This is a genomic window from Oscillatoria salina IIICB1, from assembly GCF_020144665.1.
Taxonomy (GTDB): Bacteria; Cyanobacteriota; Cyanobacteriia; order Cyanobacteriales; family SIO1D9; genus IIICB1.
Map to the genome: position 1 here is coordinate 16,048 of NZ_JAAHBQ010000013.1, position 23,867 is coordinate 39,914.

Genomic DNA, 23,867 nt, shown 5'->3' on the forward strand with positions numbered 1-23,867 from the left:
AAAAAACAGCTAATCGATTTCAGCTTTTTGCGATCGCGCACCTACTACTACTGTTCATTTACTGATATCAAAATTCTCATGTGGGCAAGTTCAATTACTGCTTATTTCCATTACTTAGGCTTCATGTTAGCTTTCGCCGCACTAACAGTAGAAGTCTTCAACTTGAAAAAAGAAATGACTCTCAATGAAGCCAAAAGAGTTGCCTTTGCCGATGCTGCTTACGGGATAGCTGCTACTGCAATTCTAATTACCGGAGTGTTAAGAGTTCTCTATTTTGGGAAAGGAACCGATTACTATCTAAACAATCCATTTTTCTACACCAAAATGGGCGTTTTTATCCTTGTCAGTTTATTTTCTCTTTATCCAACATTTACGTTTATTTCCTGGTTTAAAGACTTACGAAGCGAGCGAGCACCCAGCTTAGAAATTGCTCAAGTCAACCGATTATCTTGGCTAATCAAAGGCGAATTATTTTGTTTTACTTTATTGCCCCTCCTAGCAGCATTAATGGCAAGAATGAGTGGATGGAATTAACGGAGAAAACTTATGCAGCTTACCAAAAATAATCTACAGGAAAAACAAACCCACATTTATGATGCGATCGTGGTTGGGGGCGGTGCTGGCGGACTTTCGGCTGGCATTTACTTACAACGTTATCTTCTTTCTAGTTTAATTATTGATAAAGGCAAAGCCCGGTCTTTTTGGATGCAAGAATTGCACAATTATTTGGGTTTGCCATCTGATACTCCGGGCCGAGTTTTGTTGCAACGAGGAAAGGAACATTACGCGAGTTTAGATGGAGATTTTCTTAATGGTTTTGTTGAGGAAGTCAGGGATGAGGGAGAAACTTTTGCGGTGCTGGTAAAAGTAGGTCGCCAGAAGAGTATTCAGGCAGTTTTTCGCGCCAAATATTTAATTGCTGCAAGCGGAATTATCGATTATTTACCGCCTTTAGATGATCTGCGGAATGTTTACGAATATGCGGGTTATAACTTGCACGTTTGTATGGTCTGCGATGGCTATGAAATGACTGATAAAAAATGCGGTTTTTTTGCTGGTAGCGAAGCGGCGATTGAGGAAATGGTGTTTAATTTGAGTTGGTTTACAGCATATATTACAATTTTTACTCATGGGGCTTTTGCTGTTAACGAAGCACTGAAAGAGAAACTGCGAAATCATGGTTATCCGCTTATTGAAACACCGATTAAACAGTTTCTTGGTCAAAATCATCAAATGACAGGAGTTGAGTTAGCAGATGGCAAAATTATTGAGTTGGAAACGGGTTTGATTTCAATGGGTTCTTGCTATCACAATACTTATCTAAAAGAGATGAATTTGGAATTGAAAGGTGGGAATTTAGTAACTGATAAAATGTGCCGCACTTCTCATCCAAGAATTTTTGCGATCGGGGATTTAAAAGTGGGCTTAAATCAAGTTATCATTGCCGCAGGAGATGGGGCTTTAGCAGCTACAGGAATTTGGCGCGAAATTCGGCGTACTAGGGGAGCAAGATTGTGGTCGAAAAATCTGCTTAAGGAACAAGTTGAGGATTGATGAAAAGTTCGTTTTTAGTCAGAATTTTAGTCGAAAATACGGCTGCGGGTCGAGGTTTGTTGGGAGAACATGGATTAGCTTATTTAATCGAAACTGGTTCTCACCGCATTTTATTCGATACAGGACAAGGATTGGTTTTAAAACATAATGCTCAACAGTTGGGAATTTGTTTAGAAAATTTAGATGCTGTTGTCCTCAGTCACGGTCATTTCGATCGTGCGGGTGGTTTAATGGTAGTATTAGATGAGGAATGTCAGGCTACTAATTTATTTTTGCATCCATCGGCGCTGCAACCTAAATTTAGTAAGCGGGGTGAGATTGGTTCTCCAATTCAAGATAAAGAAAGTCTGGAAAAGCAATTTCGTCAGTTAGTTTGGACAGATAAACTAACAGAAATTGTCTCTGGAATTTATGTTACAGGTACAATTCCACGAGTTCATCCTTTGGAGGATACAGGAGGGGATTTTTGGCAAGATTCTCAACACGATCGCGTTGATTTCCTCTTAGACGATCAAGCATTATTTTTTGCAGCGCGAGAAGGTTTAGTGGTGGTTTTAGGCTGCGCTCATGCCGGAGTTATTAATACTTTAAACTACATTACCCAACTTACTGGCAAAGAAAAAATTTATGCGGTAATGGGGGGAATGCACCTCATAAATGCAAGTCGCGATCGCCTGCAAGCAACTGTGGAAACTTTAATCAACTATGATGTCCAACTAATCGGTGCAAACCACTGTACGGGAATGACAGCCTTAGCTTTTTTGTGGCATCACTTAGCTGGACGTTGCTTTAGTTGCCATGTTGGTACTCGCTTCGAGTTTGGAACTTAACACAAATTGTCCTTACTTGTCAATCTTTATTCAGAAAAATATGCGGAAACTATTACTTACCTTATGCTTGGGATTGTCACTGATGATTTTCCCTTTCTGGTTCATTAATTCAACACCAGCAATTGCGGCTACTGTGCAGGAAGAAACAGCGAAATCAAAGCTAGATCTGCCGGAAGCGATCGCGCAATTTCTCACTACTATTCCTCATGATTATTACACTCTTTCCAACGTAGACAGTCTCAAAAAAACGCTCAAAAATAATCAGGCTCTCCTAGTTGACGTGCGCCAACCTTCAGAATACGCTTCTGGTCACATTCCTGGCGCGATTAACATCCCCTTACGGACTTTAACGCAAAATCTGGACAAAATCCCCCCAGACCGCCCAGTCGTTCTTTATTGCACCACTGGTTATCGCACCGCAATGGGAGTAACTGCTTTACAAATGCTCGGTTATAGCAACGTCCAAGGTTTTCCTCCCAGCATTCAAGGTTGGCAGGCGGCGAGAGAACCGTTAGAAAAGTAAATATAACTAACTGAAAAGCAAAGCTCCCTGATAAAAAAGGAAACTCATCATCCAAGCAAACAGAAGCGAAACTCCGGCGGAAAATAAAGTAAATTTCCACGACTTCGATTCATTTAAGATCGTGGCAGATGTGGTCAGACAAGGCAAATACAAAAGACAAAAAATACAGAAGCTATAAGCTTGGGCTGGTGTCACAGAGATAGCAAGGTGTTGACTCACCAAAGTGGAATTCAAGCCGTAAATTACCGCTAAGGAACCGACAACTACTTCTTTAGCAATGATGCCAAAAATTAGTGCCAGAGTTAGATAAGGGTCAATACCAATCGGTTCCATGACGGGGTTCAGCCATTGCCCAATTTGTCCGCCAAGAGTGGCTAATCCAGTGGTTCCTGGTGGTAGATTGGTAAGAGTCCAGACGGCTAGACAGCCCAAGAGAATAAAGCCAGAAGCGCGGCTAAGAAATTGTTGCACTTCGCCCCAACTCCTCACGAAAATGTGTCGGATGGTGGGAAAGCGATAGGGGGGTAGTTCGAGGACGAAGGGTTCGTCATTTTTGAAGACACCACTTAGTAAAACGGCGGTAATCACTGCCACAATTAAACTGAGGAGATACAAAGAAAAAAGGGCGATCGCGCCCCAAAATCCGGGAAAGATGGCGGCGATAATAAAGACAAATACCTGCAACCGCGCGGAACAAACGGAGAAGGGAATAATCAGCATGGTCAACAAACGTAGCGATCGCGATCGCAAAATTCGCGTTCCCATTAAAGCAGGTACGTTGCAACCGAAACCCATAATTTGCATGACGAAACTGCGTCCATCTAATCCCAAGCGCACCATTAAGCCATCCATTAAATAGGCGCAACGAGACAAATAACCGCTATCTTCCAAGATTGCCATCATCACGAAAAAGAGGAAAATGAGCGGTACAAAGGAAGCAACAGTCGAGACACCATTCCAAATGCCATTAATCAGCAAATCTTGCATTACACCTGGAAGCGGCTGAATTAGAGGTTCGAGGATAACTTCTTGAAATCCGCTTGTGAGGAAGCCCATGATATCTTGGGAGGGCAAACCTATTGTCCAGATGAGACAAAACACCAGAAACATCCCTAAGAAAAACAAAGGCAATCCGGCGATCGGGTGCAGTAAAATGCGATCGAGTTGAGAGGTTAGCGATCGCTGTAAATCCGAAGGGAAAGTAACTACTCCTTCGAGAATTGCGCTCATTGCTTCTGAGGTAATTGGTGCTGCTGTGGACAGACAATCGTTGAGATTATTAACTTTGTAAGACTGAGATTGAGTATCTAAAGCTTGGGCGATCGCTTGTTTTGCTTGGCGAAAACCCTTTCCCTGTTTGGCACTGAGTAGCAAAACTGGCATCTCTAGTCGTTGGGAAAGTTCCTCGGTGGCAATTTCAATTCCGTAGCGTTTCGCTTCATCTGCCATATTCAAAAGCGCGATCGCTGGTAATCTTAACGCTTTTAGTTGCAACAGAAGACGAATTTGGCGATCGATTTGCGCCGCATTTAAAACCAGCAATACTAGATCGATCGCAAATGTTTCTAAAAAATAGCTGACTACTTTTTCGTCGTCAGAGAAACTTTTGAGGTCGTAAATTCCCGGTAAATCTACAAACTCAACCGACTCACCATTAATCGGGATGGTTGCTTGCAACAAATCCACCGTCACGCCTGACCAATTGCCTACAAAAGCAGACGCACCTGTAATGCGATTAAACAGCGTTGATTTACCGCAATTGGGCATCCCAATTAAGACGACTCGCTTGACCGCATTAGGATTTTGAGCGGCGCGAGCCCCTGCATGACATCCCATTTGCTTACACTCCCGCATTCAGGAGGCGTACTTGTACTGTCTCAGCCTCTCGACAGCGCAGCGCAATCTCTGTGGTTAACCCTACTCGGATATGCAAAGCTCCACCCAATCTCGCCTTGCGTAAGACTTGGATGGATTTGCTGGAAATCACTCCTAGGGCTGCCAATCGATTCGCTAATTCGCCACCATGACGACCGATATTTACCTGTTCGACAATCGCCACGTCACCCACGTTTAACTCTGATAAAGTCATGAATTTCCTAGGTCTACTTAATACAAATTTTATCTTAATTATCGAAGTCAATTATCTGCTTATTGATAATTAATATCAATTATTTCTTCTCTGGCGCGATCGCCTACCTCCGATTTTCACAGAAACTTACTTAATTGAGTATATTTGCTGATTGAATTATAATATAAATAACTATATAGTTATATAAATGAGATAGCAAATTGGAATTAACGTAACTCAGGGGTACACCTGAAAGGGCTTTACCGATGGGCAAATTATTTAACGAACTAAAAGAAGACATTTTGTATCAGCACGGGATGAATGCCTGCCTAAATTGCGGTGTCTGTACCGCCGTTTGTCCCGCAGCCGAATTTAATGACTACTCTCCCAGAGAAGTAATGAACACCGTGCAATCAGAAGATGATGAGTTGATTATAGAATTACTCAAGTCAGACAAAATTTGGTACTGCGGGCAATGTTTTTCCTGTAAAACCAGATGTCCCAGAGGCAACAACACCGCCAACGTTATTTTAGCATTACGCCGACTTTCGATTCGTTACGGCTACTTTACCGAATCAGAAAAAGGCAGACAACAACTATTTGCCAAGCGGGTATTTGGGGAAAATATGCTCAAACGAGGCTATACCTTGCTAGCCGAAAATATCACACCTGCCCACTTTCCAGAATTAGGCGAAAACTGGGAATACTATTACGAACATAGAGAAGAAATGCGCGAGTGGTGGGATGTACCAATGGACTTAGAAAATAGCCCCGGTTCCCACCGAGTCATTCCCGAAAAAGACATGGAAGAATTGCGAGCAATTTATCAAGCAACAGGTGCAATCGAGTTAATGGATAGCGTCGAAAAAAGCATGGAAAAGAAACTCGGTAGCAAAAAAGAAGTCGAGAAATATTGGCAAACTTGGTTAGAAACAGGCGATAGTAGAAACTACGAAATCAAAGATAACAAATAAGGAGAAAAGATCGTGAAAGTAGCAAGAGAAAACTTAGCTTGGCAAAAACATCAAAAGCACGTTCCCACAATCGATGAACCGGGAGGAAAATTATGGGGTTGCTTCCGTAGCTGTTTCTTACAAAGTGCTGCCCCTTACACCGAAGGAATAGCCTATAAAATCTTAAAAAATGATTTAGGCATGGATTTGCGAGAAGCACCAGGACATACTTCTTGTGGCGCAATTGGCTATCACGGAGATGTGTCAAACGTAGAAACCCAAATGGTAGTTGCAGCCAGAAACTTTTCCGTAGCCCATCACGAATTAGGTGTCGATAATCTCTTTTCCTTCTGTGTAACTTCCTTTGCCAACTACACAGAAATGATCCATCTTTGGGAAGAAGAACCAGAGTTGCGAGAATATACAGCAAAAACCTTAAAAGAAACTACAGGGCGAGAATTTTGGGTTCCTCATGTTTCCGGTGGTAGACCTTCTGTAGTTCATGCTTCCGATGTCTTTTTTGCTAATCGACATCAACTAGCCGCCAAAGCTAAATATAGCCTTAAAGGAATCAAAGCAGTCGATCATATTGGATGTCACTACGGAAAAATATTTCCTGGTGAAGCAATGGGTGGGGTTGAGTTTCCCCAAGTTTTAGTAGGATTACTAGAAGCTTTCGGTGCAGAAATTGTTGACTATCCCGAAAGAAGACATTGCTGCGGTATGGGTTTCCGACAATGTGCATTTCCAGAAAATAGAGACTACACCGCGAGTAGTGTCTACAAGAAAATGAAAAGTTTGAAAGAAGCGCACCCAGATTGTAACTTAATGCTTACCAATTGTCCCGGTTGTACTGTATTTTTAGATGCCGAACAAGGAACGATTAAAGAGGTTTTAGAAGAAGAGTTTAACGTTAGTGTTTTGGACTACGCCCAACTGACAGGATTAATGTTAGGTTATGACCCTTTCAAAGATTGCGGATTGAATGCCAAAGCAGTGTTAGTTGAACCATTACTGGATCAAATTGGCATTCCTTATGACAAATCTAAGACTGCGGAAGAACGCAGAAGACCATTTTAGTTTTTCCCTGAAAAGAAGAAGAAGGTAAAAGTACCTCTGAAAAGCAAAATTTAGAGGTACTAAAATACTCAATAATTGCCAACAAAATTAAAGGTAAAAAACAATGAACAAAAAAGTAGTAGTAATTGGTGGTGGACCTGCGGGCATGGCAGCAGCAGGAAAACTGCAAGATTTCGGATATGATGTAGTTTTAGTCGAGAAAAAAGCCGAAGTTGGCGGACATTTAAATAAGTGGTATAAAGTTTTTCCTGACTTTACCGATGCTTCGGAAATTATCGCCAATTTAAAGCAAGGTTTGGGTGAAACTCGAATTTTAAATAATGCTACTGTCACTCAAATTGAAGGGTCAGCACCCAATTTTAAAGTAACTGTATCGACAGGAGAAGAAATTGAGGCGACGGCGATTTTAGTGGCGACTGGGTTTAAGCATTTCGATGCTTCTTTTAAAGAAGAATATGGCTATGGAATTTACGATAATTGCATCACTTCGGTAGAATTGGATGCCATGTTAAAGGCGCAAAGTGTCAAAACCAGCAATGGAAAATTACCGAAAAAAGTGGCAATGGTTCACTGTGTTGGTTCTCGCGATCGACAAGTGAATAATAATTACTGTTCGCGAGTTTGTTGTACCAATGCAATTAAAGTTGCGATCGAGATTAAAGAACAAAATCCCGATTGTGAAATTTACTGCCTTTATATGGATATTCGGGTATTTGGTCGCGGTTATGAGGAATTGTATCGAACCTCACAACAAGAATTTGGCGTGCAGTTTCTCCGGGGTCGGCTTTCCGAGGCTGGTGAAAAAAATGATGGTAGTTTATTGTTGCGTTTAGAAGATACTTTAACCGCAAAACCGATGCGATTGACAGTTGATTTGTTGGTTTTGATGGTAGGAATGGAAGGTAATTCTGAGTTAGCCGAAGTTGCAGGTTTAACTGTTGGTTGCGATCGCTTTTATACCACGGCACATCAACAATATTCTAATAATGCTTCTCCGAGGAAAGGAATTTTTCTCGCGGGGACAGCCACAGGTCCGAAAGCAATTGTCGAATCAATTACTGATGGGCGATCGGCTGCGGCAGAAATTGCGGGTTTTTTAGCTAATAATCAAGGCTTAAATTCATCGGCAAATGGGCAGTTAGTAGCAACAGAAATGGCAGCTTCACATAAGTAAGGTGGAAAAAAATGGTAGCTAAAAAAAAGTTTTTATTTGGGCTGAAAGCCGATCGCCAAATTGACGGCGATAAAATGAATCGAGAATTTAGCGATCGCGTAATGGCGGAAGGTGGAGAAGGTGCCGCGATCGCTGCTTGTATGCAGTGTGGTACTTGTAGTGGTGGCTGTACTAATATTGACCGAATGGATATGTCACCCAGAACCCTTATTCTGATGGTACAACGAGGGGAATGGGAAAAGGTACTGAAAAGTAACAGTCTGTGGTTATGTACTACTTGTTACATTTGTACATCCAGATGTCCTCGTGGGGTGCGCCCTGCCGATGTCATCGAAGCGGTAAAGGCGATCGCAATTCGCCAAGGAATTGAGAACGATTCTACCCGATTTAATCAAATATTTGTTGAGTTAGTTCAGAAACGAGGCATCCTTTTTGAACCAGAATTAATGCAGAAATATGGCGGCTTACAAGCGATGCTCGAACAAGCAAAATTGGGCATTCAATTAACCCTTAAAGGCAAAATGTCGCCCTTTCCGGCAAAAATTAAAAACCCGAAAAAATTTAACGAAGCATTAGAAAAGGCAGGCAAACAATGAAATATTCTTACTATCCCGGATGCAGCCTTCATACCACAGCGAAAGAGTTTGATATCTCCACAAAAGTCGTCATGGAAGAACTGGGAATTGAACTCAAAGAACTTGAAGATTGGTCTTGTTGTGGTGGTTCCGTAGCTGCTGGCGTTTCTCATGACGTAGGAATGGCAATGGCGGCGAGAAATGTCGCTTTAGCCCAAAAGCAAAATCTCGATCTTTTAGCCTCTTGTTCTGGTTGTTATAATAAGTCAGCTAGGGCAGCCAAGGCATTAGAAAATGAAACGGAAAAAGACCGCATTAACACGATCCTTTCCAAGATGGGGATATCAGTTTCTGATTACAATATTAGAGTCAGAAATGTAGTCGATGTCTTAGTCAATGATTTAGATATTTCCAGCCGCATCAAAAAGCCTTTAACAGGTTTAAAAGTTGCTTGTTATTATGGTTGTCTCTTGACTAGACCCGCAGATATTACAGGCTGGGATTCTCCTGTTATCCCGATGTCAATGGATAAATTAGCTCAAGCTTGTGGGGCTGAAGTGGTTGATTTTCGGTCAAAAACTAAATGCTGTGGCGGACCAATTTTAGTCTCAAAACAAGAGGTTGCTTTTGAATTAACTAAAAAACTCTTAGATGAGGCAAAATCTCTGGATGCAGATTGCATTGTTTTGGCTTGTCCCTTGTGTGCAACTAACCTAGAACTAAGACAACCTGATATTGAGAAAAAGTACAATGTGTCTTACAATCTACCAGTTCTTTATATCACTGAAATCATCGGATTAGCTTTAGGAATTAAACCCGGAAAACTGGGGATTAACAAACATATTGTCTCACCGAAATCTGTTTTAGCAAAACTGGGAATTTAAATAATCTCTTTGATCATCCTTTGTCACTCTCCAAGAATGAGAAAAGAGAGATAAATTTGCCTACCCAGCTTGAATTAATTCAAGCTGGAAATTTAAACAGATTGTGATTTTCCTTGATATCTGTCGATTATAGCACGCGATCGATTAATCTAATCAGGAAATTCTTCAACGTGAGCCTCTGCTTCTAAAGTCAATTTACCTTTTTGTAAGTTAAGTTGTTGCAAGCGTAGCTTCATTCCTTCTAATTCAAAGTTGCGTAAGTCAAGCAATTCGCTAGCACTATTTAATAACGCTTTTGTGAGTTCGGGGGAAGCTTTTTTCCCTTGGCTATATTCAACATTTTCTAGGGAGACTCGGTTTCCTCCTTCTGTTGTTTTCGGGACGGCGGTAAAAGCAACTTGTTTCGTTTCGCCTGTTTCCACAATTTGTGTTTCTGCACTCAGGGCAATTTTCTGGTTGTCGGGAATAGTAAAGTTAACTTTTTTCACATTGACTGGGGTTTGTTTGCCGTCTATTTTTACCTGCAAATTTTGCAATTTGTGCTTGATATATTGCGAATTAAAAGCACGTTCGATGTCTTTTTCAGTCAAGACAACATGAGCTTGAGCATCAGTAGGATGTTTTAATTCAATATCACCAAAAGTAGCTTTCAGTGGGTCGATGGCAATACTGTCAATATCTACGTCTAACTCTTCGGTACGGAGGTCTTTTTCCATGACCAAACCATCACCTTCAATCTCGACTGATTCTAATTCTCCTTGTACCAGTTTACCTGGGTCAGTACGGACATCAACTTCTAAGTTATCTGCTTCATCGAGTTGGCTTTTTAAACCAACTTCTGCTGCTGTACTAATTGCTTGTTCGCCTAAATCTTGTTTCTCTTTCATAAGTTAATTACTTGTTTTTTTGCTAATTTAATATCTTGTGGAGACAAACGCCTGTAACTGGTCTAGTATTGAGCCTAAAATATCGCTTTAGTTCAGCGAATCTATCTGACGAAATAAGGTAATTTTTCATTCGGGGAGCTGCTCTATATGAACTTGCGCCCAAAGGATTATTTTTTTTGTTGTTACTTCAATGCGATCTATATCTAAAGATAAGGTAGAGAGTCGCAAATGACGTAATTTTAATAACCGCTCTACTTGTTCTAAAATGGAAATAGTTGCTTCTAAAGGTAGGTCTTTACCTTGTTGAAAATCACCTTTCTGTAGATAAATTTTTTGTTTTTTGTCAATACGCAGTAAGACAGAGAAAGCAACTGCTTTAGTTTGCTTTCCTATTTGAGCAGTTAACTCAGCTTTCAGTGTTAGTTTGTCATTTCCATGTAAGTAACATTCTCCTCGATTCCAAATTAAAGTAAGCGTATCCTGTTCTAAGGAAAAGTCTAACTGACGAATCAGCGATCGCAAATAGTCCGAGTTCAAAACACGATTGAGATCTGCTTCGGTTAAGGTAATTCTCGCTCTAGCATCAGCCGGATGGGTGAGTTCTACTTTCCCCAAAGCAATATTCAATAAATCGATCGCCACATGGTCAGTTTTCAGGAGAATTTCTTCTAAACGCAAATTCTGAGGTGTGATTAAACCCTCTCCGCGCATTTCTACCGAATCTACTTTCCCTTGTACTAATTTCACGGGATTGCTGTCGATATCGATATCTACTTTCTCTGCTTCTTCTAATTGGCTTTTAACACCAATTTCTGCTGCCTTAGAAAGCGCTTCTTCTGGAAGTCCTCTATCTTTTGATTTGGACACAAGGCAGTCTCCTCTCGCGTATTTTTCAATATTTAAATATTAGTTACTCACTTACTTTTTTTTATCTATCTTAAATTTTATTTCTGAATCTTCAACAAATTTTTTCTCAAAAGTCAATCTTCCCAAAGAATTAAATATTTAACTACATTAACAATCAAAAATAGCTGTCCTAGTGACTAGATGAGCCACAGGAAAACAAGCGATCGTCAAGCTAAAACGAGATTACTTGTCTTTCATAAAGTTGAATTATGCTATTTAATAAAGTAATGTATCCAAATCTAACCTATGAACCCACAAAAAAACGATCTAGCCATAGTTGAAGATTTAGTCATTGCCGTAAAACTGACCCATCCTGGTGAGGTAGAAATTGTTGAAGCATCGGCAGCAGTAGATTTAGCAGAATTCGATCTCACACCAGAGGAACTAAAAAAACTGAAGGCGATCTTTCAAAAATTGAACAACAGGCTTTATGAGTCACTGCAAAAAACTTGTCCCGCAGTTTCAGTTATTTCTGAAATCAGGAATAATTCTGATTCTTGGTTAAGTGAAACTTAGTTCAATTTTCCTGGAAAAACTTGGGAAATCACTTCAATTTCACCTGAAACAAAAAAGATATTTTCAGTCAAAATTCCTGAAGATAGAGCAATCCTTTCATACTAGCGAAAGGATTGCTCGCTTATCCTAAATAATCAAGAAAATCAGCTTAGATAAATGTTTAAGGTAGTTGCTTGTAACTATCGATCTCCTAGTTCATTACCATAAGCATCTTCCGCATCAAAAACACCTGGTTCGTTATTCAGCAAACTTTCTTCTTCGTCAAAAACATTAGGTTCGTCTTCGAGAAAGTTATCATTTTGATTGTTGAAATTATTTGGTTGTGTCAAGTTTTGTTCGGATGGACTAGCCGCCATTACAGCCCAGGTATCGTCGCCAATTCTACCATCTACTAACAAATCATTATCGTCCTGAAATTCTCTAACAGCATTTTCAGTCATTGAACCATAAATACTGTCAATTGGACCATCATAATATCCTTGTGCTGCTAAAAACAATTGAGCATCTCTAACCGCAACTCCTCGATCGCCTCTAGTTAATAATGGCGCAGATTGAGTGGTATATTCAAATTCTTGAATGTCACCATCAGCAGTTACAGCTTTGGCTGGGGTACTACCTAATAAAACCGGAGCTACAGATAGTAAAGAAGCAGCACCGAGAGTAAGTCCGGATTGAATAATCTTTTTAATAGCCATAAAAATATTTTCTCCTAAATTTAACTGCAAAGATTTTTTCAGCTTACCTTCAGTTTATCTTCGGATCGTTAAGTGTCGCATCAGGCATAAGTTTGACTTGTTACTAATCGGAAATTAAACCTTGAGAAAGGTTAAAAAGATTTTGTCAAGTAACTAAAGGTAGAAAAAGTTAAAAAACTAAGTTGAGCAGTCAGCGATCGCTACTGTGAAGCTAAAATGTAATTCTTAAGAAAGAAGACATAAAATGAGCTGAATAGATCTTGAATAATTTGATTGTTAGCATGGGATGAAATTATTCCTGAAAAATCCCTAATCTCAGCCGTTAGATAGATTAGGGATTGGGTTAATTTACTCTTCTTTTGGTTCGCTGGTATAATGCAGTTTGAGGAAGCTATCAAAGGCGTACCAAGCGAACACGTACCAGGGAATTATTTCTAGCTGTACTCCTTTCGTTATCAATTGCCGCACCGCTAAAATACTAAATGTCAAAGGAACGAAAAAGCGTAAGTCGGCAATTCCATTGGTTGTGTATTTAACTTCACGGTTAAAGTTAGTAACTGAATCAACGATCGCGGCGGCGGCTTGAGATTTACCTTTTGTTACTTGTCGCTCGAAAGTAATGTTTAAATCTGCTAAAATTTGGCAAAGATCTGTAAAATTTAAGCGATCGCGTGCGTAAAATATGGTAATACTGCCACTAGCAAGATTTGTCCGCACTCGATAAATTTCTAGTATTTCTTTGAGTGTGGCAGCAATGCGTTCGATCTGTTCGGGTTGGCGTGTCCCTAGAAGTCGAAAGCGAAGTCTACCGGGAGTTTGACTCACGATACGAGCAGGTATGGTTGCCAATTCTGGGTCAATTTCCTTAGCGATCGCTGATGTCATTTTACCGTTATTTGTGACTACCATCTCGGAGATCTCCTCATCTGCGATCCGGATGAATATTAATTTTAGACAATAATTTTAAGTTGAGGGTGCGCTCGATTACGCACCCTACTTGAGCGTCACTGGAGTCTATCCTACTCTCCTAACCCATTTCTGAGTTACCTTGAGCAGCTTCGATCGCTTTTTGCGATCGCTTTTCGGCAAGTTCAGCTTTGGCTTCTGCGACCATGTCTTCAAAGGCTTCGCTACCTTCGGCAATAATTCCTTTACCTTTCTCATAGACGACAATGCCGCCTTTGATAACTGCTTTGGTTACAGGTTTCAGCGCGGGAATTACGAATGGTGCAAGCACAACTGCACCGATACCTGCGGCAATACCGGGCGCTCCGAGGTCTTCAAATAAGTCTTCAACTTTAAGTCCCATAATTGGTACCTCCTTTACTACAATTTAACCAAATCTTAAGTAGGGATTGGGTTCAGTTATCAGTTAACAGTTACCAGCGAACAGTCCCCAATCGCCTAAACTTCTGCTTGAACCTTGCGAGGTTGCAAAACTGGTCGCAGTCCGTTGAGTCCGGCAACAACGCTAGAACCGTTGTTGATGGCGGTTGCAGCCATTGGGTTGAGTCCGACAGTCGAGGCTAAGATAAAGCCGACTAAGTTGGGAACAGCGACAATGCTGGTATTTTGATGAATGATTTGCTTGGCGCTACGGGCGATCGCGATCGCTTCGACTAAGCCGTGCAAGTCGTTATTCATCAAGACAACATCGGCGGTTTCGCGAGCGACGTCGGAACCATCTCGAAATGAGATAGATGCGTCTGCGTAAGCTAGGGCTGCCGAATCGTTCAATCCGTCGCCGACAAAAGCGACTGTTTTGCCTTCTTCATGCAACTTTTGGACGATTTCCGCTTTTTGTTCGGGGAAAGCTTCAGCATGAGTATTACTCGGCTTAATTTCGAGTTTTTTGGCGATCGCGGCTGCTCTGGAGGCGCAGTCTCCGGTTAACATCTGGATTTCTGCGCCAATTTCTGTCCGCAAGGCGTTCACAATCTCGAGACTTTCGGGACGCAGGGGATCGTCGTACTGAATTACGCCTTGGAGTTTGCCATCGCTGGCGACGTAAATCGCGGAAACTGATTTGCTGTCAAAATCAGGATAGCGATCGCCTAGCTCTTCTAAACTTACTCCTTCTTGAATCAGGAAGCGTTGGCTACCCACAAGCACGATTTCGCCGTTGATTTCTGCTTCGATACCTAAACCGACGTGATAGTGCCATTCGCCGCGAGGCAAGATTTCCAGTTCTTCTGTTTGGGCTTGGCGAGCGATCGCTTCTGCCACTGGGTGAGTAATTCTTTGTTCCGCAGCCGCAGCGATTTGCAACACTTCTCGGGCGCTGCGATCGCTGGTTGTTTTAATTTCGACGACGGAAACTCGTCCGAGGGTTAAAGTTCCGGTTTTATCGAAAACAATTGTCTCGATTTCCGCCAATTTTTCCAATGCTCGTCCGCTACGAATCAAAATTCCGTGTCGGGCGGCGTAAGTCAATGCTGCTAATACTGTTGTTGGTACGGAGACGCGAATGCCAGTGGCAAAGTCTAAGGTTAACACTGAAGCTGCTCTCGCTGGGCTACCTGTGGCAGCAAAAACGATGCTTCCTAACAACAGCGTGGGCAAGACTGCGCGATCGGCAATCTTGGCGGCATAATTTTCAATGCGGGTATCGTGGACGGGTGCGTCTTGAATTAACTGCACTGTCCGTCCCGCGCGAGTTTCTGCTCCGGTGCGTTCGGTGAGGACGTAAATTTGTCCTTCTCTGACTAAGGTTGTCGCATAAACTGCTTGACCTTGGTTTCGCACTACTGGCATTGATTCGCCTGTGAGTTTTTGCTCGTCGATTAAGGCTGTACCGCGCAGGATCGTACCGTCAATGGGTATTTGTTCCCCTGGATAGACGATAACTATATCTCCGGGCTGTACTTCTTCTAAGGGAATTTCTTCTTTGCCGCCGTTGCGTTCTACCCAAACAAATTGAGCCAGAGAACTCAACAAATCTTGGGTTTGATTTTCTGAAGAACGAGCAGTTAAGTCGCGAATTGATTCTCCGAGTTGGATTAGTGCCAGCATACTCGAAGAGGTGATTAAATGCCCTTGAATTGTGGTAATTGTTAGGGCGCTGAGGTCGAGAAAATCGACGTTTAAACGCCGTTCGCGGAAAATACCTTCGAGGGCGCGTCCTACCACTGGTAAAGCGGCGATCGCGATCGTTCCTCGGATAATTATTTGGGGTATTCCTAGCCCAAAGGGACCGCTTAGCAATGATAGTGTTGTAGCTAAAACGGGCAGTTGCAGTGCTAAACCACAGATTTTCCGATCCGATTGTTCCCTTGACTTGACTGTTACTCGAAGTGGTATATTATCGATACCAGCGAGTTGAATTAAATCGATTAAACGGCTGCGAACTTTACTCGGCTGGGCATCGTCGGGATAATAAACGATGACGCAGCGAGCCGGATAGTTAAATCTTACTTTGCTAAAGTTTTTGTCCGATCCGATTAATCCTTGGAGTCGTTGAACGTATTGGCGATCGCTGAAAATTCTTTCTATCCGACAGCGTATTCGTCCTAAAACTTCATGGACAATTGTATAAGTAATTTCTGAACCGTTTGCTGCTTGATTGTTTTTGCGAGCAACTGGTGCTTTTGACCCATTCTTTTCTCCCTTTACGAGAGTGAGGGTTTGCGGGTGTTCTACCAGTTGTACCATTTCACCCCCCTTGTTTTGATTAACAATTTGTTGGTTAGGCTTCGGCTTTCTGTACGGGCAGGTTTGCCATTAAGTTCAACATTGCCGCTAGCATTGCGTTACGAAAGCGCGACCAACAACTAGCTTTTTCAGTTTTTGGTTGCTGGCTGGTTTGTGCTTCTGTTTCTGCAACTACTTCTGCTTGATTATTTGGTTGTTGAATTGCTTTTGCTTCTGTTTCCTTCGTTGTTTCTAGTTTTGGCGATCGCGGCAATTCTAATTCTTGGTTTTCTGCTAATTCAGTTGCTGGTAAATCTACCTTGGGCGGTAATTGTTCTTCGGCAACTGGAGCATTTTTTTCTTGATTCAGCTTCTTGGTAGATCCCACAGCTACTAACTCTTGGCTATCCGTTAGTTTACCGTTCGTTTTCCCATTTTTGTCGGGGCGAAATTGTTCCATTCCTAGCTCGCTAGCTGCTTGAATCAAACTAGCTAGATAGGATTCCATTTCGTCTTGGTCTACCCGATTTGCTGAATAATCAACGATTACCGATGCAGTATCGCTACTAATCCGAATATTGATAATTCTGTTATCGGCTACCGCTAATCTTTCCAGTCTTTTCGCATAGTCGGCATTTTTAGCAACTTCGGGAATTAGTACGCGAATGCGTCCGGGAACTGCGTGCAGAATGCGATAAACTGCTGCTTGTTTTTCCACATTTTCGGTGGTTAATTCTTCATCAGGAGAAGATTTTTTTTCTCTCGCAATTCCTGGTATTCCTAGATCTAATTGCTCCCAAACTTCGCGAATTAAACTCGTACTAATTAGATATACGGGTAAAGCAGTCCAACCGTAAAACCCCAGCGATCGCGTCAGCAATATTCCGCCGATTGAAGGTACAAACGACTGAAGTCGAGTTGCAGCTTCAGCTACAGCATTGGCTTGTCTGGTTGCTCTTTTTTCTGCTTCAGACAGTGCTTTTATTTCCCCTATTCCACTCTCACCAAGCACTGCTAAAATTTGCGTTTGCTTAATAATATTTGGCTCAAACTTCACAACCAAACTACCTGTTTGCTGGTTGGGACGAATTTCACGCACACCATTCTTTTGTCGTAACTTCTGCGCTACTACTTCAAGTTTTCCTTGAGCGTTTTTATCTGTAGCCCGAAGTCGCATACGACCACCAACAGCAGATACTACCTCAAACCCGCAGCGATCGCGGGGTACCCTGACTTTGGTCATTGATAATACACTTAAGCTCCGGTTAAGAACAGGTTAAGAATATTTAGAGTACAGTTTATTACTATACGACTTTCTTAAGTTTTTTGCAAGGTTTTTTGTATGAAAAAATGTAAATCGAAAAGCTATGCGAATATCTCTTGAAACCAGTAAACAACATCAGCGATCGCTAATTGGTATCAAAATACACCGAATGAAAAAAACTACCTGGTGACAACCACCTGTAGATTAGCGCACAATTTAGTTGACATTTTAACTGAGTATTTTCAGCAAAAATTTAGGTTATATTCAAACAAGCTTTTTCTCATCAAAAAAGCATTAGCCCACTGGAAAATTAAACACCACTGAAACCAATAACAAATCCCAAACGGGGAAAGCAACGCTAAACTAGGTTTGGTAGGATAAACTGTAACCCATGACAATTTTCACGCTGCGATCGGTAAAAAAAGATTTTGGCATCAAAGAAATTTTGCGAGATGCTAGTTTTAGCCTGGAAGAAGGTGATAAAGTAGGCTTAATTGGCACAAACGGCTCTGGAAAATCCACATTATTGAAAGCGATCGCCGGATTAGAACCAATTGATAGCGGCGAAATTTGGGTAAATTCCGGAACAAAAATCGTCTATTTACCACAACAGCCAGAATTAGACGAAAATCGCACCGTTTTAGAGCAAGTTTTTGCTGATAGTGGCGAACAAATGGCATTAGTGCGCGAATACGAAGAAATTTCCGCTCAACTAGCCCGCAATCCCGAGCGTACAGAGCAACTACTGGCGCGTTTGTCAAGTATATCAGCAAAAATTGAAGCTGCTAGTGCCTGGGAATTAGAAACCAACGCGAAAATCATTCTCACCAAGTTAGGAATTGAGGATTTCGAGGTTAAAATAGGCAACCTTTCCGGTGGTTATCGCAAGCGGATAGCGATCGCTGCCGCACTATTGTCAGAACCAGATGTATTATTAATGGATGAACCGACAAACCACCTCGACGCACTTTCGGTAGAATGGTTACAAAGTTATTTAAGTCGTTATCGAGGTGCATTATTATTAATTACCCACGATCGCTACTTTTTAGATCGAGTCACCAATCGCATTATTGAAATCGATCGCGGCGATCTTTACACCTATGCTGGCAACTACGCTTACTACTTAGAAAAAAAAGCAGAAGCCGAAGAATCAGCAGCTAGCAGTCAGCGCAAACATCGAGGAGTTTTGCGACGCGAACTTGAATGGCTGAAACGCGGACCCAAAGCACGTAGTACCAAGCAAAAAGCCCGAATCGATCGCATTCGCGATATGCAGACACAAGAGTTTAAACAAGCCCAAGGTAAAGTCGATATTTCCACCGCAACTCGTCGCATTGGTAAGAAAGTTATTGAATTAGAAAATATTTCTAAATCTTATGACGGGCGTACTTTAATTAACAACTTTACCTACAATTTAAATCCTGAAGATCGCATCGGTATTATTGGCAGTAATGGTGCGGGAAAATCAACTTTAATGGATATTATTAGCGGACGAATAGAACCAGATTCCGGCAAAGTTGAAATCGGTTCGACAATTCATATTGGCTATTTTGACCAGCATTCCGATGATTTAGCCGGACATGAAAATCAACGAGTTATTGAATATCTCAAAAGTGTCGCCGAACTGGTGAAAACTGCTGACGGAAGCGTAATTACCGCCTCGCAAATGTTGGAAAGATTTTTGTTTCCACCCAATCAACAATACGCACCAATTAATAAACTTTCTGGCGGAGAAAAACGGCGTTTATTTTTGTTGCGAGTATTAATGAGTGCGCCCAATGTCTTAATTTTTGACGAACCAACCAACGATTTAGACGTACAAACTTTAGCTGTTTTAGAAGAGTATTTAGAAGACTTTAATGGTTGTGTAATTGTTGTTTCCCACGATCGCTATTTTCTCGATCGCACCGTAGATGCAATTTTCGCCTTTGAGTCGGGTGGTAACTTGCGTCAATATCCCGGAAATTACTCGGTATATTTAGACTACAAGCAAGCAGAAGAAGCCAAAGAAACTCAAGAAAATCAACCTAAAAATACTTCCCAAGCTTCGCCGAAAAAAGCCCAAACTCAAAAGCCAAAATCCGAGAAACCTCGCAAACTTTCTTACAAAGAAAAATCCGAATACGAACAACTAGAAAACACAATTCCCGAAATGGAAGCCGAAAAAGAAGAACTAGAAAAACTTCTTTATAATCATCCTCCCAATGACTTTACCGAAATGCAAGAATTAACCGAACGTTTAGCAAAATTGTGTCAGGAAATAGATACCGCTACCGAACGTTGGTTAGAATTAGCGGAAAGAGTTAGTTAACACAAACTTGTAGAGACGTTGCAGACAACATCTCTACATCACATCTTAAAAACAGCGCCAAATCTTAATTAGATTATCTTGACTGCGACTAGCAAGAGTTTGTCCATCCGGACTAAGTGCGAGCGCGCGAACTGCTGCGCTAAAATCAGCTAAAGTTTGTACCAATTCGCCTGTTTCTAAATGCCAAATTTTGATAGTTTTGTCTTCGCTAGCGCTAAAAATATATTGACCGTCAGGACTAATTTTAACAGCATAAACTGCACCAGAATGCTCGCGAGAATAAAGCAATTTTTCTGTTTCTACATCCCAAACTTTAAGCGTACAATCTTTACTAGCACTAGCTATTTTACTTCCGTCAAGACTAATCGTAACACTGGTAACACTAGCTTGATGTCCCTGGAAAACGCTAAGTAATTCTTCTGTAGTTGGATGCCAAATTTTCACTGTTTTGTCTTCACTACCACTAATAATAGTTTCTCCGTCAGGGCTAAAAGTGAGCGCATAAACCCATTCTTTATGTCCAAATAAAGTGCATAAAGGTTCGCCTGATTTTAAGTCCCAAAGTTTAATTTTATGACTGCCACTAACCAAAGTTTGTCCGTTGGGACTAAGGGCTAGAGAATGAATATCTTTTTTATGTCCGAATAAAGTACGACAGAGTTTTCCCGTGGGAAAATGCCAAATTTTAATGTAACTTCGATCCTGAGATTTATCACTACTAGCGAGAATTTGTCCATCTCGATCTAGCGCGATCGCTAAAACTTTTCCCGAATGTCCGTTTAAAATTTTCCTGGGAGTTGGGTTGAAATTCTTTTCTAAATCCCAAAGCTTAATTGTACAGTCGTCGCTACCACCAACTAAAGTTAAAGTTTGTTGGTTTGGGCTAATAGCTAGGGAAGTAACTGCTGCTGAGTTATCGGCAATTATTTGTGTAAAATAAAATTGAATTTGTTGGGGTGGTTTAGTCTGGGAAGCAATAATTTTCAGGAGTTTTTCTACTTCAGTAACAGCGAGATTATCTCCCAAAATTAGCAAACATTTTTGTAAAGTTTGACAATATTCTTCATCGCTTCCTGTTAAATCTGAACTCATATTTTGCAGATTTTGTACTCGTTCACTTACTACCGGAAGTTGATGCAAATGCAACCAACTAGCTAAAGACATATCTAATTGTTGATTTGCCCAAATTTGATTGGGTAAATAACTTAAACTATAAGCCAAGTTTATAGTTAGTTCCGGCAGCAAGGAAAATTGAGAAATTGCTAGCATCTCAAACACATTTTGATAAATTGAAACTGTCGCTGCGGCGAGATCGTCAATTAACTTTTCGTCAGGAATATCTTTAATTAAATCAGGAAGTAATTGTGGTAGTTGGGGCGAAATCTCATTTTTCATGAGATGATAAATATCTGCCATCCAACCCGCTACTAAACAATGACAAGCAATTAAAACTCGATTTAAATATTCCCAGTCTTGGCTATTAATTTGGTAAGACAAATTTAAGTCTCTAGGATCGATTCCCGCCTGCTGTAACTCTTCTTCTTCTGCTAAAACTGTTAAATTGTCGTAATTTTCTCCTCCCAAACGCTTAATCTCGGCTATAGTTTTTCCTAATTCTAGCAGTTTGGTTTGAGTTTCTTGCCATTTTCTTGCCCGGTTTTTGGCGGAAGTATTCAGTAATTCTCGATAGGGAATTTGCAAAAGAGTTTGATAAGTATAACTTTCTTGTGCTAAACCCCAATAAGCTAAGCGAAAGTACAAATAATCCCCACTAATTTCTGAATCAAGAATTAAAGTAGGTTCGGATTTGAGAATTCCCGATAAAGCTTTAATACTTGCTTCGCCACGAAAGAGATTTGCGTCTAAAGCACCGCCTAAAAATTCTGTAGGTCTAACTTGACTTTTTAAGGGATAATTAGTAGTTAAAAACTTTCGCAAACCTTCGTTAATTTGGGATTCAAGTTCGCAAATTTCTGAGTGGGAATCGTCTTTAATTGGCGGCGGTGCCACGAAAATCAAGAGTGGGATTGAATTTCGATTTAAGTGAGATTCTAGGAGTTGGGAAGGTAATAAACGTAACGACCAATTTTCGATAATTTTCTTAATTTCTGGTAACTTAAGTGTTGTTTCTCGTTGATAGCTGGCAAACTGTAAAAGTGTCTCGCGATTTTCAACAACTAATTGCTGCTGTAGGGCTTTTTCTTGGAGGAATGTTTTACTTGGAAAATTTAATCCGGTTTTTTCGATTAACCAAGCAAAAATTTGCAGTAATTCTTCAATTTCTTTTCCCGAAATTTCCGGCGATTTAACAATTTTTTCTTTAAGATTCTGCGTATTCAAGTCAATCTGTGTTTCACTTGCTACACTTTTCAGTAAAGATAAAGCTTGGTGTTGCTTTTCCTGAAAAATTTCAGTTGACAAATCGCTAATTTTGGCATAAGCAATCGATTTGACAATAGGAAGAATAGCTTCTAAAAGTAATTGTAACCAAGGTGTCATAAAGTTATTTTTTTTTACTAATTGATTCTCGGTATTTTAATAGCGAACAGTTGCTCTTTAGTGCAAGTATCTGGGAACGATCGCGCTTTTTCCAACAAAGCTAAACTCAACCAGCACCCACCAAACGATCTTCTCGCAGAGAACGAGTTAGCTCTTGACGAAAACTTTGCTACCATAGGCTTTAATCGCTGTTTACTGTTCGCTGCTATAGCGATCGCTACCCCCGATCCGAGTATATATTTTACTTTCTAATTCCGCTTTTTAACCAAAGCTTAAACAACCAACTTAAGTAAGTTTTTAATTTAGTAAAATTTGGATTATTAAAAGGTTAAATTAATTCTTGACTTGAGTTTATACATGAAAGTTATTCTTTGTCAATAAGTAAATCTCCTTAAATTTCAGCAAACCGATCTACTCGGCTTTAAACTGCTTGTCATTTTTACTTAACCTAGTTGAATTTTTCTTGAGTTATAATGGCTAGGAAAACAAATTATAGCTAGAAAAAAGATGATTTGCTAACTTGCTGCCTTGGATAACCCGAAGTAGAAGTTAAAGAAGTAAAATCTACTTTCGGGTGTATCTGCGACTCTACCTAATCATCATCATATTGAGCCATGAAAAGACGTAAATTTATTTGGTATTCTTTGCTAGCGATCGCTGGATGCAGTGGTGCAAACACTACTAATAACCAAACTGACAACTCAGTAGTTTCTGAGCCTACCACACTAAGATTTGCCGTCACAGATGTGAAAGGTTTAGAACTCTTAACCCAAGAGTACGAAGAATTTCGCCAAAAAATAGCAGAAATATTAAATAAAGAAATTGTCTTTTTCCCTGTGGAAACTTATACAGGCGCAGCCATCGCTTTACAAGAAAATCAAGTCGAACTCGTACTAACTGGACCCTCAGAATATGTAATTATTCGCAGTCGAACTAACGCCATTCCAGTTATTAGCATTACTCGTCCAAACTACTACTCAGTTATTGCTGTTTCAGCAGATAGCGGGATTCAATCATTAGCAGAATTAAAAGGCAAAACCATAGCCATGAGTGCCATTGGTTCTACTAGCGGTTATCTGGGACCAAACAATATTTTAGCCAAAGGTGGATTAGATCCTAAATCAGATTTTGAAACTAAACTTTTAGGTGACGAAGGTTTATCTGCATTAACAAAAGATGAAGTCGATGCTTGGGGTGGATGGTTCACTGATTATACAGATTTTCTGGACAAGGAAAATCTTTCCGAACAAGAATTGCCCGTACTTGTCAAGAGTCAACCGCTTCCTAACGATGTTTTAGTAGCTAGTAGCCATTTAAACTCTCAATTTATCGAAGCGATGAGAGAAAATCTTCTTGCTAACAAAGAAACTTTGCTACCAACCCTAGCTAAAGTAGATAAGGGCAAATATGCTCAAGCCACATTAATTTCAGCAAAAGACTCAGACTATGATCTGATTCGCGAAGCCTACGAAGCTATTGGAGAAGGAAATTTTCTTCAAGGGAGGAGCCAATAACCTG

The 23,867-nt window shown here is 40.7% G+C and carries 23 protein-coding genes; 13 read left to right on the forward strand and 10 right to left on the reverse strand.

Annotated features, from left to right (window positions below):
- Window positions 1-78 precede the first annotated feature (78 nt).
- The 4 genes from G3T18_RS04935 to G3T18_RS04950 are packed head-to-tail and all read left to right on the forward strand — an operon-like array spanning window position 79 to window position 2,907.
- A complete protein-coding gene (locus G3T18_RS04935) occupies window positions 79-534 on the forward strand; it encodes a DUF2214 family protein (RefSeq protein ID WP_224409422.1) in 456 nt (151 codons plus the stop codon).
- A gap of 12 nt (window positions 535-546) precedes the next feature.
- On the forward strand, window positions 547-1,554 hold the full coding sequence (locus G3T18_RS04940; protein ID WP_224409423.1) for an NAD(P)/FAD-dependent oxidoreductase: 1,008 nt from the start codon (window positions 547-549) through the stop codon (window positions 1,552-1,554).
- On the forward strand, window positions 1,554-2,384 hold the full coding sequence (locus G3T18_RS04945) for an MBL fold metallo-hydrolase (protein ID WP_224409424.1): 831 nt from the start codon (window positions 1,554-1,556) through the stop codon (window positions 2,382-2,384). Before G3T18_RS04940 ends, G3T18_RS04945 begins: the two co-directional genes overlap by 1 nt.
- Before the next feature lie 40 nt (window positions 2,385-2,424).
- Complete coding sequence (locus tag G3T18_RS04950) at window positions 2,425-2,907, forward strand: rhodanese-like domain-containing protein (protein ID WP_224409425.1); 483 nt, start codon at window positions 2,425-2,427, stop codon at window positions 2,905-2,907.
- A 6-nt stretch (window positions 2,908-2,913) separates the two neighbouring features.
- On the opposite strand, the gene feoB is transcribed toward G3T18_RS04950, so the two are convergent.
- Window positions 2,914-4,743 carry a ferrous iron transport protein B gene (gene feoB, locus G3T18_RS04955; RefSeq protein WP_224409426.1) on the reverse strand — a complete coding sequence of 610 codons (1,830 nt, stop codon included), beginning with the start codon at window positions 4,741-4,743 and terminating at the stop codon, window positions 2,914-2,916.
- Between the two features lie 4 nt (window positions 4,744-4,747).
- Window positions 4,748-4,996, reverse strand: coding sequence for a FeoA family protein (locus G3T18_RS04960; RefSeq protein WP_224409427.1), 249 nt, complete (start codon window positions 4,994-4,996; stop codon window positions 4,748-4,750).
- Window positions 4,997-5,241: 245 nt separating this feature from the next.
- Here G3T18_RS04960 and G3T18_RS04965 point away from each other — a divergent pair, with 245 nt between their 5' ends.
- The 5 genes from G3T18_RS04965 (at window position 5,242) to G3T18_RS04985 (ending at window position 9,641) form a co-directional block, all read left to right on the forward strand.
- Entirely contained in the window at window positions 5,242-5,949 is a 708-nt protein-coding gene (locus tag G3T18_RS04965) for a 4Fe-4S dicluster domain-containing protein (protein WP_224409428.1), read from the forward strand.
- Between the two features lie 12 nt (window positions 5,950-5,961).
- A complete protein-coding gene (locus tag G3T18_RS04970) occupies window positions 5,962-7,008 on the forward strand; it encodes a heterodisulfide reductase-related iron-sulfur binding cluster (protein ID WP_224409429.1) in 1,047 nt (348 codons plus the stop codon).
- A gap of 103 nt (window positions 7,009-7,111) precedes the next feature.
- Complete coding sequence (locus G3T18_RS04975; RefSeq protein WP_224409430.1) at window positions 7,112-8,182, forward strand: FAD-dependent oxidoreductase; 1,071 nt, start codon at window positions 7,112-7,114, stop codon at window positions 8,180-8,182.
- 11 nt (window positions 8,183-8,193) lie between these two features.
- Window positions 8,194-8,778, forward strand: coding sequence for a 4Fe-4S dicluster domain-containing protein (locus G3T18_RS04980; protein ID WP_224409431.1), 585 nt, complete (start codon window positions 8,194-8,196; stop codon window positions 8,776-8,778).
- A complete protein-coding gene (locus G3T18_RS04985; protein WP_224409432.1) occupies window positions 8,775-9,641 on the forward strand; it encodes a CoB--CoM heterodisulfide reductase iron-sulfur subunit B family protein in 867 nt (288 codons plus the stop codon). The genes G3T18_RS04980 and G3T18_RS04985 overlap by 4 nt, the downstream gene beginning before the upstream one ends.
- A 149-nt stretch (window positions 9,642-9,790) precedes the next feature.
- Here the strand turns inward: G3T18_RS04985 and G3T18_RS04990 are convergent, their stop codons facing one another.
- Window positions 9,791-10,528, reverse strand: a complete 738-nt coding sequence (locus tag G3T18_RS04990) for an LmeA family phospholipid-binding protein (protein ID WP_224409433.1) — start codon at window positions 10,526-10,528, stop codon at window positions 9,791-9,793.
- 126 nt (window positions 10,529-10,654) lie between these two features.
- The gene (locus G3T18_RS04995; protein ID WP_224409434.1) at window positions 10,655-11,395 is read right to left on the reverse strand and encodes an LmeA family phospholipid-binding protein; all 741 of its coding nucleotides are present in this window, start codon (window positions 11,393-11,395) and stop codon (window positions 10,655-10,657) included.
- 285 nt (window positions 11,396-11,680) lie between these two features.
- On the opposite strand from G3T18_RS04995, the gene G3T18_RS05000 reads away from it, so the two are divergent.
- Window positions 11,681-11,950 (forward strand): hypothetical protein, encoded by a 270-nt coding sequence (locus tag G3T18_RS05000; protein ID WP_224409435.1) that lies wholly within the window; start codon window positions 11,681-11,683, stop codon window positions 11,948-11,950.
- A 179-nt stretch (window positions 11,951-12,129) separates the two neighbouring features.
- Here the strand turns inward: G3T18_RS05000 and G3T18_RS05005 are convergent, their stop codons facing one another.
- The 5 genes from G3T18_RS05005 to G3T18_RS05025 form a co-directional block, all read right to left on the reverse strand.
- Entirely contained in the window at window positions 12,130-12,645 is a 516-nt protein-coding gene (locus G3T18_RS05005) for a peptidoglycan-binding domain-containing protein (protein ID WP_224409436.1), read from the reverse strand.
- Window positions 12,646-12,993: 348 nt separating this feature from the next.
- A complete protein-coding gene (locus G3T18_RS05010; RefSeq protein ID WP_224409437.1) occupies window positions 12,994-13,554 on the reverse strand; it encodes an HMA2 domain-containing protein in 561 nt (186 codons plus the stop codon).
- A 118-nt stretch (window positions 13,555-13,672) separates the two neighbouring features.
- The gene (locus G3T18_RS05015) at window positions 13,673-13,954 is read right to left on the reverse strand and encodes a DUF5132 domain-containing protein (RefSeq protein ID WP_224409438.1); all 282 of its coding nucleotides are present in this window, start codon (window positions 13,952-13,954) and stop codon (window positions 13,673-13,675) included.
- Between the two features lie 95 nt (window positions 13,955-14,049).
- Complete coding sequence (locus G3T18_RS05020; RefSeq protein ID WP_224409439.1) at window positions 14,050-16,296, reverse strand: heavy metal translocating P-type ATPase; 2,247 nt, start codon at window positions 16,294-16,296, stop codon at window positions 14,050-14,052.
- Between the two features lie 34 nt (window positions 16,297-16,330).
- A complete protein-coding gene (locus G3T18_RS05025; protein ID WP_224409440.1) occupies window positions 16,331-17,518 on the reverse strand; it encodes a hypothetical protein in 1,188 nt (395 codons plus the stop codon).
- 412 nt (window positions 17,519-17,930) lie between these two features.
- Between G3T18_RS05025 and G3T18_RS05030 the strand changes: the two genes are divergently transcribed.
- The gene (locus G3T18_RS05030; RefSeq protein ID WP_224409441.1) at window positions 17,931-19,850 is read left to right on the forward strand and encodes an ABC-F family ATP-binding cassette domain-containing protein; all 1,920 of its coding nucleotides are present in this window, start codon (window positions 17,931-17,933) and stop codon (window positions 19,848-19,850) included.
- Between the two features lie 45 nt (window positions 19,851-19,895).
- On the opposite strand, the gene G3T18_RS05035 is transcribed toward G3T18_RS05030, so the two are convergent.
- Window positions 19,896-22,349, reverse strand: coding sequence for a WD40 repeat domain-containing protein (locus tag G3T18_RS05035; RefSeq protein ID WP_224409442.1), 2,454 nt, complete (start codon window positions 22,347-22,349; stop codon window positions 19,896-19,898).
- A 60-nt stretch (window positions 22,350-22,409) separates the two neighbouring features.
- On the opposite strand from G3T18_RS05035, the gene G3T18_RS05040 reads away from it, so the two are divergent.
- Together G3T18_RS05040 and phnD are read left to right on the forward strand one after the other, a co-directional pair.
- Window positions 22,410-22,601: a hypothetical protein gene (locus G3T18_RS05040; RefSeq protein WP_224409443.1), complete on the forward strand. Its 192-nt coding sequence runs from the start codon at window positions 22,410-22,412 to the stop codon at window positions 22,599-22,601.
- A gap of 362 nt (window positions 22,602-22,963) precedes the next feature.
- A complete protein-coding gene (gene phnD / locus G3T18_RS05045; RefSeq protein ID WP_224409444.1) occupies window positions 22,964-23,863 on the forward strand; it encodes a phosphate/phosphite/phosphonate ABC transporter substrate-binding protein in 900 nt (299 codons plus the stop codon).
- Window positions 23,864-23,867 lie beyond the last annotated feature (4 nt).